12 protein-coding genes are annotated in these 13,344 nt (G+C 67.7%); 8 read left to right on the plus strand and 4 right to left on the minus strand.

Annotation, left to right across the window (positions count from 1 at the left end):
• Positions 1-21: 21 nt before the first annotated feature.
• Positions 22-1,065: a rod shape-determining protein gene (locus ACGLHS_RS27235; RefSeq protein WP_013538761.1), complete on the minus strand. Its 1,044-nt coding sequence runs from the start codon at positions 1,063-1,065 to the stop codon at positions 22-24.
• 215 nt (positions 1,066-1,280) lie between these two features.
• On the opposite strand from ACGLHS_RS27235, the gene gatC reads away from it, so the two are divergent.
• From gatC to gatB, 3 genes are read left to right on the plus strand one after another with little or no spacing between them, the layout of a single operon-like run.
• Positions 1,281-1,580: an Asp-tRNA(Asn)/Glu-tRNA(Gln) amidotransferase subunit GatC gene (gene gatC, locus ACGLHS_RS27240; RefSeq protein WP_093247014.1), complete on the plus strand. Its 300-nt coding sequence runs from the start codon at positions 1,281-1,283 to the stop codon at positions 1,578-1,580.
• Entirely contained in the window at positions 1,580-3,070 is a 1,491-nt protein-coding gene (gene gatA, locus ACGLHS_RS27245; RefSeq protein WP_394484881.1) for an Asp-tRNA(Asn)/Glu-tRNA(Gln) amidotransferase subunit GatA, read from the plus strand. Before gatC ends, gatA begins: the two co-directional genes overlap by 1 nt.
• A 1-nt stretch (position 3,071) precedes the next feature.
• A complete protein-coding gene (gene gatB / locus ACGLHS_RS27250) occupies positions 3,072-4,562 on the plus strand; it encodes an Asp-tRNA(Asn)/Glu-tRNA(Gln) amidotransferase subunit GatB (protein ID WP_394484883.1) in 1,491 nt (496 codons plus the stop codon).
• A gap of 42 nt (positions 4,563-4,604) precedes the next feature.
• On the opposite strand, the gene ACGLHS_RS27255 is transcribed toward gatB, so the two are convergent.
• Entirely contained in the window at positions 4,605-5,291 is a 687-nt protein-coding gene (locus ACGLHS_RS27255) for a DUF4124 domain-containing protein (RefSeq protein WP_394484886.1), read from the minus strand.
• 12 nt (positions 5,292-5,303) lie between these two features.
• Positions 5,304-5,987 carry an orotate phosphoribosyltransferase gene (pyrE, locus tag ACGLHS_RS27260; protein WP_394484888.1) on the minus strand — a complete coding sequence of 228 codons (684 nt, stop codon included), beginning with the start codon at positions 5,985-5,987 and terminating at the stop codon, positions 5,304-5,306.
• Between the two features lie 13 nt (positions 5,988-6,000).
• Between pyrE and ACGLHS_RS27265 the strand changes: the two genes are divergently transcribed.
• The 4 genes from ACGLHS_RS27265 to ACGLHS_RS27280 are packed head-to-tail and all read left to right on the plus strand — an operon-like array spanning position 6,001 to position 11,061.
• Positions 6,001-6,804 carry an exodeoxyribonuclease III gene (locus ACGLHS_RS27265; RefSeq protein ID WP_093247019.1) on the plus strand — a complete coding sequence of 268 codons (804 nt, stop codon included), beginning with the start codon at positions 6,001-6,003 and terminating at the stop codon, positions 6,802-6,804.
• A 19-nt stretch (positions 6,805-6,823) separates the two neighbouring features.
• Positions 6,824-8,203 (plus strand): hypothetical protein, encoded by a 1,380-nt coding sequence (locus ACGLHS_RS27270; protein ID WP_394484890.1) that lies wholly within the window; start codon positions 6,824-6,826, stop codon positions 8,201-8,203.
• 4 nt (positions 8,204-8,207) lie between these two features.
• Complete coding sequence (locus tag ACGLHS_RS27275; protein ID WP_394484892.1) at positions 8,208-9,023, plus strand: DUF1266 domain-containing protein; 816 nt, start codon at positions 8,208-8,210, stop codon at positions 9,021-9,023.
• A 37-nt stretch (positions 9,024-9,060) separates the two neighbouring features.
• On the plus strand, positions 9,061-11,061 hold the full coding sequence (locus tag ACGLHS_RS27280; protein WP_394484894.1) for a DUF4034 domain-containing protein: 2,001 nt from the start codon (positions 9,061-9,063) through the stop codon (positions 11,059-11,061).
• 21 nt (positions 11,062-11,082) lie between these two features.
• Here ACGLHS_RS27280 and ACGLHS_RS27285 read toward each other — a convergent pair whose 3' ends face one another.
• Positions 11,083-11,991: a LysR family transcriptional regulator gene (locus tag ACGLHS_RS27285; RefSeq protein ID WP_394484896.1), complete on the minus strand. Its 909-nt coding sequence runs from the start codon at positions 11,989-11,991 to the stop codon at positions 11,083-11,085.
• Positions 11,992-12,090: 99 nt separating this feature from the next.
• Here ACGLHS_RS27285 and ACGLHS_RS27290 point away from each other — a divergent pair, with 99 nt between their 5' ends.
• Positions 12,091-13,326 carry a flavin-dependent oxidoreductase gene (locus tag ACGLHS_RS27290; RefSeq protein WP_394484899.1) on the plus strand — a complete coding sequence of 412 codons (1,236 nt, stop codon included), beginning with the start codon at positions 12,091-12,093 and terminating at the stop codon, positions 13,324-13,326.
• Positions 13,327-13,344: the final 18 nt, after the last annotated feature.

Below are 13,344 nucleotides of genomic sequence, written 5' to 3' on the forward strand. Positions count from 1 at the left end.
GCCGATGATGGCTTTCGCCTTTTACTCGCTCGTGAAGATGCTGCCCAGGCGGTCCATGCGTTCGAGGGCGATGCCGCAGCCGCGCACCACGCAGGTCAGCGGGTCTTCGGCCACGAGCACCGGCAGGCCGGTTTCTTCGGCCAGCAGGCGGTCGAGGTCGCGCAGCAGCGCGCCGCCGCCGGTCAGCATCATGCCGCGGTCGGCGATGTCGGCGCCCAGTTCGGGCGGCGTCTGCTCCAGCGCGTTCTTCACGGCCGAGACGATGTTGTTCAGCGGATCGGTCAGGGCTTCCAGCACTTCGTTGCTGCTGATGGTGAAGCTGCGCGGCACGCCTTCGGACAAGTTGCGGCCCTTGACTTCCATCTCCTTGACCTCGGAGCCCGGGAAGGCCGAGCCGATGGTCTTCTTGATGACTTCGGCCGTCGGCTCGCCGATCAGCATGCCGTAGTTGCGGCGGATGTAGTTGATGATGGCTTCGTCGAAGCGGTCGCCGCCGACGCGCACGGAGCCCTTGTAGACCATGCCGCCCAGCGAGATGACGCCCACTTCGGTGGTGCCGCCGCCGATGTCCACCACCATCGAGCCCGAGGCTTCGCTGACGGGGAGGCCCGCGCCGATGGCCGCGGCCATGGGTTCTTCGATGAGGTAGACGGAGGTGGCGCCGGCCGCCTCGGCCGCGTCCTTGATGGCGCGGCGCTCGACCTGGGTCGAGCCGCAGGGCACGCAGATGATGATGCGCGGGCTCGGCGTGAGCAGCGTGCGCGGGTGCACCATCTTGATGAACTGCTTGATCATCTGCTCGGTGATCACGAAGTCGGCAATGACGCCGTCCTTCATCGGGCGGATCGCCTCGATGTTGCCGGGCACCTTGCCCAGCATGGCCTTGGCCTCGCGGCCGACGGCCTGGATCACCTTCTTGCCGTGGGGGCCACCTTCGTGGCGAATGGCGACCACCGAGGGCTCGTCCAGCACGATGCCCTTGTTGCGGGCAAATATCAGGGTGTTGGCGGTGCCGAGATCGATCGCAAGGTCGGTGGAAAAGTACCGACGGAAAGCTCCAAACATGTGCGAAATCCTCTGGAGCACGGCCTGCGCACCGGCAGGTCGTCGCTCTATTTTTGGGTCGTTTGACGGGGTGAATTGATCGTTTTTGACGCAAAAGCCGGCGCGTTCGCGGGGGTTGCGGCAAAGGCGGGATAATACCCGAATCCCCTCTGATTCCTGTATTAGCACCCTCTTCGGCGTGCGATTACCTCGGCTTTTTTTGGCCACCCGACCCTATGTCACTGTCCACTTCCGATATTGCGCGCATCGCCTCGCTGGCGAGGCTGCAGCTTGCTCCCGACGAAAGCGAGCGCATGCTCAGCCAGATCAATGGCTTCTTCGACCTGGTTGAACGCATGCGTTCGGTCGACACCGAAGGCGTCGAGCCGCTGGCGCACCCCGTGGCGGCCATCGAGGACATCACCTTGCGTCTTCGCGACGACGTGGTGAGCGAGCCCGACAACCGCGAAGCCAACCAGAAGAGCGCCCCGGCCGTCGAAGCCGGCCTGTTCCTCGTGCCCAAGGTGATCGAATAATGAGCAGCGGTGAATTGCACCAAATGAGTGTGGTTGCGCTGGCCAAGGCGCTGGCCGACCGCAAGGTCTCGGCCGTCGAGGCCTCGCAGGTTTTCCTGGGCCGCATGAAGGCGCACGAGTCGCTCGGCACCTTCGTCGACGTCAATGAAGAGGTCACGCTGGCCCAGGCCCGCGCGGCCGACGCGCAAATTGCAGCCGGCAACGCCCCCGCGCTGGCCGGCGTGCCGATCGCGCACAAGGACATCTTCGTCACCACCGACTTCGCCACCACCGCCGGCTCGAAGATGCTCGCGGGCTACCGCTCGCCCTTCGACGCGACCGTGGTGCGCCGCCTGGCCGAGGCCGGCGCGGTCACGCTCGGCAAGCTGAGCTGCGACGAGTTCGCGATGGGCTCGGCCAACGAGAACGTCGCCGTGCCCGCCGTCGGCCACGACAAGGCCGTGCCCGTGCAAAACCCCTGGAACCGCGAACGCATTCCGGGCGGCTCCTCGGGCGCCAGCGCAGCCGCCGTGGCTGCACGCCTTGCCCCCGCCGCCACCGGCACCGACACCGGCGGATCGATCCGCCAACCCGCCTCGTTCTGCGGCGTGACCGGCATCAAGCCGACCTACGGCCGCGCCTCGCGCTACGGCATGGTGGCCTTCGCATCGAGCCTCGATCAGGCCGGCCCGATGGCCCGCTCGGCCGAAGACTGCGCGCTGCTGCTGTCGGCCTTCTGCGGCTCCGACCTCGACCGCGATTCGACCTCGCTCGACAAGCCCGCCGAGAACTTCAGCCGCTCGCTGAACGACTCGCTTGAAGGCCTGCGCATCGGCGTGCCGAAGGAGTTCTTCGGCGAAGGCGTGGCACCGGGCGTGCGCGCGGCGATGGATGCAGCACTGTTGCAGTATGAAAAACTCGGCGCGAAGCGCGTCGAGGTCACGCTGCCGCGCACCGAGCTGTCGATTCCCGTGTACTACATCCTGGCTGCTGCAGAAGCGTCGAGCAACCTGAGCCGCTTCGACGGCGTCAAGTTCGGCCACCGCGCCAAGCAGTACAAGGACCTGTCCGACATGTACGAACGCACGCGCGCCGAAGGCTTCGGCGACGAAGTCAAGCGCCGCATCATGATCGGCACCTACGTGCTCTCGCACGGCTACTACGACGCCTACTACCTGCAGGCACAGAAGGTTCGCCGCATGATCGCGGACGACTTCCAGCAGGCCTTCAAGCAGTGCGACGTGATCGCCGGCCCTGCCGCGCCGACCACCGCATGGAAGCTCGGCGAGCACGGCGACGACCCCGTGGCCGACTACCTTGCCGACATCTTCACGCTGCCCGCATCGCTGGCCGGCCTGCCCGGCATGAGCGTGCCCGCAGGCTTCGACAGCGGCATGCCCGTGGGCCTGCAGCTGATCGGCAACTACTTCGGCGAAGCGAAGCTGCTGAATGCAGCGCACCGCTTCCAGCAGGCCACCGACTGGCACGCACGCACGCCGGAGGGCTTTTGAGATGAGCGAGACCGTGAACACATTCGAAGCACAACAACAGGGCCGCCCGACCGGTCCGCTGGTGCGCGGCTATGAAGTCATCATCGGCTTCGAGACGCACGCGCAACTCTCGACCGCCAGCAAGATCTTCAGCCGCGCGTCCACCGCTTTCGGCGCCGAGCCCAACACGCAGGCCTGCGCGGTCGACCTGGCGCTGCCCGGCACGCTGCCCGTGATGAACAAGGGCGCGGTCGAACGCGCCATCAAGCTGGGCCTGGCGCTGGGCTCGCACATCGCGCCGCGCAGCGTGTTCGCACGCAAGAATTACTTCTACCCCGACCTGCCCAAGGGCTACCAGATCAGCCAGTTCGAGATTCCGGTGGTGCAAGGCGGTGCGGTGTCGTTCTTTCTCGGCGAAGAAAAGAAGACCGTGCGCCTCGTGCGCGCCCACCTCGAAGAAGACGCGGGCAAGTCGCTGCACGAGAACTTCATCGGCCAGAGCGGCATCGACCTGAACCGCGCCGGCACGCCGCTGCTGGAGATCGTGACCGAGCCCGACATGCGCTCCACCGCCGAGGCCGTGGCCTACGCCAAGGAGCTGCACAAGATCGTCACGTGGATCGGCATCTGCGACGGCAACATGCAGGAAGGCAGCTTCCGCTGCGACGCCAACGTGTCGGTGCGCAAGCCCGGCGACAAGCTCGGCACGCGGCGCGAGATCAAGAACCTGAACAGCTTCAAGCACATGCAGCAGGCGATCGATTTCGAGATCCGCTGGCAGATCGAAGAGATCGAAGACGGCCGCAAGGTCGAGCAGGCCACCGTGCTGTTCAACGCCGACACGGGCGAGACGCGCGCGATGCGTGCCAAGGAAGACTCGGCCGACTACCGCTACTTCCCCGACCCCGACCTGCCGCCGCTGGTGATTGCGGCCGACTGGATCGAGCGCGTGAAGGCCACCATGCCCGAGCTGCCGCGCGCCATGGCCGAACGCTATGTGCGCGACCACGGGCTGTCGGAATACGACGCCACGCAGCTCACGCAGAGCACCGCGCTCGCACGCTACTTCGATGAAGCCGTGAACGCCGGCGCCGCGCCCAAGCTCGCGAGCAACTGGATCACCGGCGAGATGGCACGCCGCCTGAACGCCGCCGAAATCGGCATCGAGGCCGCGCCGGTCAAAGCGCAGCAACTCGGCCAGCTGGTCAAGCGCATTGCCGACGGCACGCTGCCGAACAACGCGGCGCGCGTGGTGTTCGATGCCCTGTGGACCGGCGAAGGCAGCGATGTCGACGCGATCATCGAAGCCAAGGACCTGAAGCCGATGAGCGACACCGGCGCCCTCGATGCGATCCTCGACGAAGTCATCGCCAAGAACGCGAAGAACGTCGACGAATACCGCGCCGGCAAGGAGAAGGCGCTCAACGGCCTCGTGGGCCAGGTCATGAAGGCCAGCGGCGGCAAGGCGAACCCGGCGCAGGTCACCGAGCTGCTGAAAGCCAAGCTGGGCTGATCGAACAAAGAAGCCGGGGCCTTGCGCAAGGCCCCGGCGGGTTCAGCGAGGGTTGCCGCCGTTCTGCGGCGACCAGATCAGCTTGAGCCGCCCGCGCTCTTCGTCGAAGCGCGCATTCACGCGCTTCTTCTCTTCTTCCTGTTCGGCGATGAAGCGGTTCTGCACCGCCACGCTCTGCGTGTTGTCCTCGAGCTTGCGGCGCACCGCACCGGGCGCCTTGCTGGTGTCCGCCTTGTAGAACTCCAGCTCTTCGTCGATCTTCTTGCGGTCTTCGCCCAGCTCGGCGATGCGCTTCTTCGCCGCCTGGATCACCGCGTCGATCTGCACCAGCGCTTCGGCGCGCTCGCGGTCGTGCGTGGCGGCGTTCGGGTAGCGCACCAGCAGTGCGCGCTCGCGGCGGCGCTCGTCGGTCAGGCGCGCTGCCTGGGCGGCGGCTTCGCGGGCGCGGTCTTCGCGCTCGGCCAGCTCGCGCGCCGTATAGGTGGGCTCGACCTTGCGGCGAACCGAACCGCTGGGGTTCAGCTCGCGCTGCTCGCGGTCGTTGCATTCCGCGATCGGCCGGTCTGCCGTGAGCGTGCGGCCGCGTGAGTCGATGCAGGTGAAGATGCCGGGGGCGGCGCCTTCCAGTTTCTGCGATTGCGCCTGCAACGCACCGCTGAAACCCGAAGTCACCAGAAACGATGCGACCGCCAGCAGGCGGGTCGGCTTGCCGTGATCGCGCGCGCGCATCGGTGCCGTGCCTCAGGCGGCGCCGTAGCGCGTGCGGTAGGCCAGCACGCGATCGCGGTGCGTGCCCAGGTCGGCGGCGGCATTGCCCGACAGGTAGCTCAGCAGGTCGTCCAGCGTGGCGATGGCGATCACCGACAGGCCGAGCTGGTTGCGCACGTACTGCACGGCGCTGTGGTCCACGTCGACGCCGTTCTCGGTGGCTTTCTCCTGCCGGTCGAGCGCGATGGCCACGGCATGCGGCGTGGCGCCGGCGGCCTGGATCGCGGCGATCGACTCGCGCACCGCGGTGCCGGCCGACATCACGTCGTCGACGATCAGCACGCGGCCCTTGAGCGGCGCGCCCACCAGGTTGCCGCCTTCGCCGTGCGCCTTGGCTTCCTTGCGGTTGTAGGCAAAGGGGTAGTTGCGGCCCCGGCGGGCCAGCTCGGCGGCCACCGTGGCGCCCAGCGGGATGCCCTTGTAGGCGGGGCCGAAGATCATGTCGAATTCGAGCCCGCTCTCGATCAGCCGGTCTGCATAGAATCCGGCCAGACGCGCGATCTTGCCGCCGTCGTCGAAGAGCCCCGAATTGAAGAAATAAGGACTCATCCGACCGGCTTTTGTCTTGAATTCGCCGAAGCGAAGTACGCCGGCATCCAACGCAAACTGGACGAAGTCCTGTGCGACCGCGCTGCTTTTCTCACCATCTACAGCCATCGGGAATTTCCTTGTGTTCAAACTGACCAGTCTCAATCTCAATGGCCTGCGTTCGGCCGCTACCAAAGGCGTGGCCGACTGGGTGGCCGAACTTGCGCCGGATTGTATTTGCATGCAGGAGATCCGGGTCCAGGCCGGAGACGTCGAAGGCCGCTTCGAGGAGATGGCCGGGCTCAAGGGCCACTTCCACTTCGCCGAGAAGAAAGGCTACGCCGGCACCGCCGTCTACACGAAGCACGCGCCGAGCAAGGTCGTGGTCGGCTGGGGCGACGCCGAGTTCGACGCCGAAGGCCGCTACCTCGAACTGCGCTTCGACACGCCCAAGCGCAAGTTCTCCGTCATCAGCTGCTACTTCCCGAGCGGCAGCTCGGGCGAAGAACGGCAGGCCGCCAAGTTCCGCTTTCTCGAGGGCTTCTTTCCGCACCTGGTGGCGCTCAAGAAGAAGCGCGACTTCGTCCTGTGCGGCGACATCAACATCGCGCACCAGCAGATCGACCTGAAGAACTGGCGCGGCAACCAGAAAAACAGCGGCTTCCTGCCCGAAGAACGCGCCTGGATGACGAAGCTGCTCGACGCCGGCACCGACGGCGCGGGCCTGGTGGACGTGTACCGCCGGCTCAAGCCCGACACCACCGACGAGGCCTACACCTGGTGGAGCAACCGCGGCCAGGCCTACGCCAACAACGTGGGATGGCGGCTCGACTACCACCTGGCCACGCCGGCCATCGGCGCGCTGGCGCGCACCGAGGCGATCTACAAGACCGTCAAGTTCAGCGACCACGCACCGATCACGGTGGAGTACGACTTCACGCTGTAAGCAAGTCGCGCCGCCGCCGATGCCCGTTCCGCCTCCTTCCACGGTCGCGCCGTCTTCGTCCACCGCCACGGCTGCGTCGGCGGTGTACCTGCCGCGCGACGTGGTGAACGCCCCCGAGGTCAAGGCCGCCATCGCACGCCGCAGCGCCGAGCGCGGCGACGACGCCGACATGACGGCCTGGCTGCTGAACCACTTCTTCCGCTGGGCCATCGGCAGCTTCGCCAACGTGCTGCCGGTGCAGTCGCCCGCCGACTACCTGGCAGCGGCCGGCCCCGACAAGCCGCTGCCCGATTGGCTGGCCAGGCAGTTCCAGCCGCGCGCACCGATCGCCACGGCCACCGCGCAGGACAAAGACAAGGACAAGGAAAAGTCGAAGGACAAGTCGCAGGACAAGACCGAATCGCCCGCCACCGAAGCCAGCCCGAAGACCTTCTACTACCTCGACCCCGAGCACCTGCTGCTGGTCGATCGCGAGCGCATGCTGGTCGAGTTCCTGCGCTCGCGGCGCGGCACGCGGCTCGAGCAGAAGCTGCAGCGCATCACCTGCTTCATGGCGATGGCCATGTGGGAGCAGGAACACCAGCGCATGCAGGCCAAGCGCAACAAGGGCTGGGTGCCCAGCAGCGGCCTGGCCCTGAAGGAGCTGCTGCGCACGCCCAACGGCGTGATCTTCGAGTTCGTCGGCAGCCATGCGGCGCTGCGCGAGGAGATGGCCTACGAGTCGTTCCACATGCAGCACTGCCTGGGGCAGTTCGCCAACATCAAGAAGCTCGCCGGCGGCTACGGCGAGCAGTACGCCAGCGCCGCGCAGAGCGGCCGGCTGCGCCTGTTCACGCTGCGCAGCGCGGGCAACCTGCCGCACGTGACCATCAGCCTCGAAGTACATCCGGACGGGCTGCGGGTCGACCAGATCAAGGGCAAGCAGAACCGCCACCCGATCCGCAAGTACGCCGACGACGTGCTGCAGTTTCTGCGCACGCTGCCGCCGCGCGGCGAACGCCACAGCGACTGCGAGGGCATGGGCCTGGTGTTCGAGCCCGAGGCATCGGACACCGCCCGGGGCGAATGGAAGTTCGTGACCGACGTGCAGAGCCCCGACTTCCTGCTCAGCGTGATGAGCGGCAACTTCCACCTGATCGAGCACTTCGAGCAGCCGCCGCCGGCGCTGCAATGGCTGCTGCTGCGCATCGCGCCGCATGAGCTGGCGCGGCTGCGGCAGATGGACGTGGCCGTGGCGGCCGCCGCCCGGCTGACGCTGCCCCAGAACCGCCTGCCGCCGTCGCTGCGTACGGTCTCGCCGGATGTGCCGGAGGTACCGCAGGCACCCGCCGCGATGATGGAAATCGAGGGCATCTCGCTGAGCGCCGCCATGTGCGCGCCACCCACCGCGGCTGCATGACGACATGTTGAAGGCCTTCATCCTCTTGCTGCTGCTGGGCTTGCTGTACCTCGCGGTGCGCGTGGCCTGGTTCATCGTGCGCACGGTTTTCCGCGTCGCCATGCACGGCTCGGGCAAGGTCATCGGCCACATGGAAAAAGCCAACGCCGACCTCTCGGCGCGCGCGGCGCAGGCCCGTGCCGAATCCGGCAAGGTCGTGCCCAACCGCCGCCGCTGGGCGCTGGCGCTCGGCGACATCCTGCTGCTGCGCAACGGCCTGCGCTGCGACAGCGACGCGCTGGCGCTCGACTTGCCCACCGAGCAGCGCCAGCGGTTGGCCAGGCAGGTGCTGCGCGAAATGAACATGGCCGCCGACCTGCCCGAGCGCGACATCGCCACGCAGATGCAGGCCGCGCTGGTCGGCTGGGTCGGCGGACTCGGCCGCACCCACGCCAACTTCTACGAACAGCTCGCGGCCGAGGGCAAGGTGCGCGACGCGCTGGCCTTCGATTGCGCGCGCACCGCCTTCCTGGTGCGCTGCATCGCGCTGCTGGGCTGGGTGCCCGAATCGCAGGCCTGGCTGGTGCTGTTCCTGAATGCGCAGCGCGCGCAGGACAGCTTCGAGAGCTGGGAAGACTTCGGCCACGCCTACGCGCGGGCACGGCTGCACTGGCTGCGCATCAGCAGCCAGGACGGCCCCGCCTCTTCGCGCGCCACGCTGGAAGTGCAGGAGCACCTGCAGAACACCCAGGGCAACTGGCTCACGTTGCCGTGGAAGCGCTACCGCATCTTCGACCCCCAACCCACCACCACCACCATCGCCCCCGTCGCGACGGCCTGAATCGGCCCGAATCAGCCTGAAGCGCGACCGCCCGCCCATGACGACAAACACGCCCCCCGCCGCAGCGACCGTGATTCCTCCCGCGCCCGCGCGCTGGAAGCTCTGCGACATCGACGCCCTGCTGCGTACCGGCGACTACGCCGCGCTCGACCAGCGCCTGGACGATGCGCTGGCCGCCAGCTTCCATGACCGCGACGACGAAGAGCGCTACTACGGCGCGCTGCCCGACGACCTCGCCGGCTGCACGGCGGACGGCGCCGAGGGCCTGGCCCGGCTGCTCGCCTGGCAGGCCGCCCGCCCGCAATCGGCCCATGCCTGGCTTTGCGAAGCCCACTACTGGTACCACTGGGCCTACCAGTACCGAGGCTCGGGCTGGGCCAGTTCGGTCACCGCGCTGGGCTGGGAATGCGCCCATGCCTGCGCCACGCGCAGCGCGGTCGCGGCCCTGCGGGCGCTGACGCTCGCGCCCACCATGTGGACCAGCTGCGCCCTGCTGCTGCAAAGCACTTCGGCCTTCAACGAGCCCGACTGGCTGACCGAGCTGGTGCGCAGCGGCCGCTGGCCCGACAGCCCGCTGCAACACTCGTTTTCGCTCGGCGACCCGGCCACGCGCGAAGAGCTGCTCACCATGCTCGCGCGCTCGGGCCTGCGGCACGACGAGCGCATCGCATGCCCCGAAGAAGCGCCCGTCGCCCTGCCCTCGCCCGTGCAGGGCAAGAAGATGATCAGCGGCATCTCTTACTGGATTCATGCCACGCTGCACGTGCACCCGCGGCTGTTCTTCTTCATGCGCCAGTGCGTCTGGTTCCAGCAGCCGCGCTGGGGCGGCAGCCACGAGCGCGTGCGCGCCTTCATCGCATCGCCCGCCTGCGCCCACCTGAACGAGGTCGAGAAAGACCGGTTGCGCCACGAGATCTGGCGCGACGACTACCAGGGCAACTCGGTCGACAAGGACGACGACCCGGCCGAAGCCCAGCAGCGCATGGCCGCCACGCGCCAGCGCGCCAACGAGGCGCTCTACCCCTACCACCGCTGGGAAACCCTGCGCTGGCTGGCCGTCAGCCACTACATGCTCGACCAGCACGCGGAAGCACTGGCCTGCCTGCGCGAAGCCGAGAGCCACCACCCCATCGACGACGAATACGCGATGAACATGGCGGTGCACATCGCCCTCGAACAGGAGCCCGAAGGCCACTGGCTGGGCCAGGCCATCTGCAACAGCGCCAATGCCTACGAATGCAACACCGCGCTGATCCTGCACGGCTACTGCAGCCTGAAGGGCGTCTTCGGCTTCGTGCCCAACGAAGCGACCGGCAACGCGTGGCTGGCGGCCGCGCGCGAGCGTGCCGCCGGCACCGAGCACTGGGACGACCTGGCGCGCGCGCTGTGGCGCGTGCCGCGCAACAAGGAAGCCTTCGAGATGCTGGAACTCGGGCTTGCGGCAGGCGACACCTCGTGCCTGCTCACGCTCGGCATCTTCCACGCCGGTGGCCTGCACGGCACGAAAGACCGGCAGCAGGCCATGCGCTGCTACAGCCAGGCGGCAGACGTCGGCAACAGCGTCGCAGCCTACAAGCTCGGCTACCTTTGCCACGACATGGCCTGGGAAGACGCCACGCCCGCGGCGCAACGCCCCGCGCTGCAGGTGCAGGCGGTCGAGGCCATGCTGAAGGCCCGCGAGCTCGGCCACGAAAGTGCCACCGAGGGCGCGTTGATGTTCATCAGCGACCTGTCCGACCTCAGCGCGCGCCATCGCCACCTGGACTTCGTGCGCGAGCATGCGACCAACGGCGACGCCATCGCCATGGCCGCGCTGTCGACCCTGCTGGCCGACGCCAACGACAAGGTGCTCTACAACTACCGCGAGAGCGTGCGCTGGATCATGGGCGCGCAGGCCGTCGCGCCTGAAGACGAGTTCGTGGTCAACGTGACCAAGAACACGCACCAGGACGGTTTTCTTTCGTCCACGCTCTACAAGCTCACGCGCCGCCAGATCAAGGCGCACGAAATTCCCGGCGGCGACAACGCGATGGTCTGAGCGCCCGCGGGTGGCAACCCGCTAGCGCGAAAGCGCGGGCAGCGCCTTCACCAGCGTGGCGGTGAAGGCCTGCATGGCTTCGGTCTCTTGCGTGCCGCGCTTGGTGATGCGGTAGAAGTCGAGCCCGACCTTCGGCTGGGTCAGCACGTCGGTGCGCACGCGGTGGCGGCGGCAGGCCGCAAGCGCGAAGGTCGGCATCACGGCGGTGCCGAAGCCGGCCTCCACCATCGAGATCAGCGTGCCGAAGAAGTTGAACGCGGGCCGCTGTGCGTCGGCCAGGCCGATGGTAGACAGATGCTGGTCGATCACCTTCTGGATCGGGTTGCCCGGCGGCAGTCCGATGAGCCCGGCACCGCGCAATGCCGACCAGGGAGTGGTGCGCACGGCGGGCGGCTCGCCGGTACCGCCCGGCAAGGGCGCCACGCGCATCAGGTGAAAGCGCCCGACCGGCGTGCGGTCGAGCCCCGCCGCGACCTTGAAGAAAAAGCCCAGGCCCATGTCGGCATCGCCGGCGGTCACCATCGCGCCGACGTCGTGCAGGTCGGCATCGAACAGGCGCAGACTCACCTGCGGATGGGCCTGCCGGAAGGTGGTGAACACCTGCGGCAGCAGGTGCGACGACACCAGCGGCGTGGCCGCGATGCGCAAGGTCTGGCGCGCCTCGTCGCCCTCGGCGCCGAGCTGCGCGGCCACGTCCTCGAGGTCGGTGACCAGGCGCTCGACCACCGGCAGCAGCCGCCGCCCGGCCGGCGTGAGGCTCACCACGCGCGTGGTGCGGTCGAACAGCCGGCAGCCCAGCTGCTTTTCCATTTCGCGGATCAGGATGCTCAGCCCCGCCTGCGTGATGTGCGCCTGCTCGGCCGCGCGCGTGAAGTTGCCGATGCGCGCCACATGCAGAAAGGCGCGCATCTGGCGGGTCGAGAGGTTCATAAGGATTCATGATAAATCCATATCACATCTAAATTTCCCAAATGGCTCGCCTGCGTTCCTAATGCGCCTCCGGGATACACCGCAACACCACGAACGACCATGAACGAAGTCATCATCCTGGGCGCCGGCATCGGCGGCCTGACCCTGGCGCTGAGCCTGCACCAGGCCGGCATTCCCTGCCGCGTGTACGAGGCCGTGCCCGAACTCAAGCCATTGGGCGTGGGCGTGAACCTGCTGCCACACGCGGTGCGCGAGTTGACCGAGCTGGGCCTGCTGCCGCAGCTCGACGTGGTGGGCGTTCGCACCAAGGAATCGATCTTCTTCACCGAGCACGGCCAGCTGATCTTTCGCGAGGCGGCGGGCGAGCATGCGGGTTACGACTGGCCCCAGTTCTCGATCCATCGCGGCGACCTGCAGACCGTCTTGTACGAAGAGACGCTCAAGCGCCTGGGCCCCGACAGCGTGGTCTGCGACCGCCGCTGCACCGGCGTGACGCAAGACGCCGAAGGCGTGACCGTGCATTTCGCGAACGCGCCCTCGGTGCGCGGCGCTGTCGCGATCGGCTGCGACGGCATCCACTCGGCGCTGCGCAAGCAGCTCTATCCGAACGAAGGCGCGCCGCGCTACTCGGGCGTGAACATGTGGCGCGGCACCGCACGCTGGAAGCCGTTCCTGTCCGGTGCGAGCATGGTGCGCGCGGGCTGGCTGTCGGTCGGCAAGATGGTGATCTACCCGATCCGCAACGACATCGATGCCCAGGGCCACCAACTCGTGAACTGGGTGGCCGAGATCCACGCGCCGCAGCCCGCGATGCGCGACTGGAGCCGCTCCGGTCGCCTCGAAGATTTCATGCCCGCCTTTGCCGACTGGCATTTCGACTGGCTCGACGTGCCGGCGCTGATCCTCGCCTCGGACACCATCCTCGAGTACCCCATGGTCGACCAGGACCCGCTGCCGCGCTGGACGCACGGACGCCTCACGCTGCTGGGCGATGCCGCGCACCCGATGGTGCCGCGCGGCTCCAACGGCGCGGGCCAGGCCATCATCGACGCGCGCTTCCTGGCGGGCGCACTCAAGGACCTGGGCGTGGGCACCGCCGCGCTCGAGGACTACGACCGCGTGCGCGTGAAGGCGACCACCGACGTCGTGCTGACCAACCGCAGCAACCCGCCCGACGCGATCCTGCGCGAAGTGTTCGAGCGCTCGGGCGGCCAGCGCTTCGAGCAGATCGAAGACGTCGTGACCACGGCCGAGCTGCAGGCCATCTCGGACAACTACAAGCGCGTGGCCGGCTACGACCCGGTGGCGCTGAAGGCGCGCGCCTCGTACCTCTGAGCGCCGGCACACCCACCC

The organism is Variovorax sp. VaC1 (assembly GCF_043658315.1).
GTDB lineage: Bacteria > Pseudomonadota > Gammaproteobacteria > Burkholderiales > Burkholderiaceae_C > Variovorax.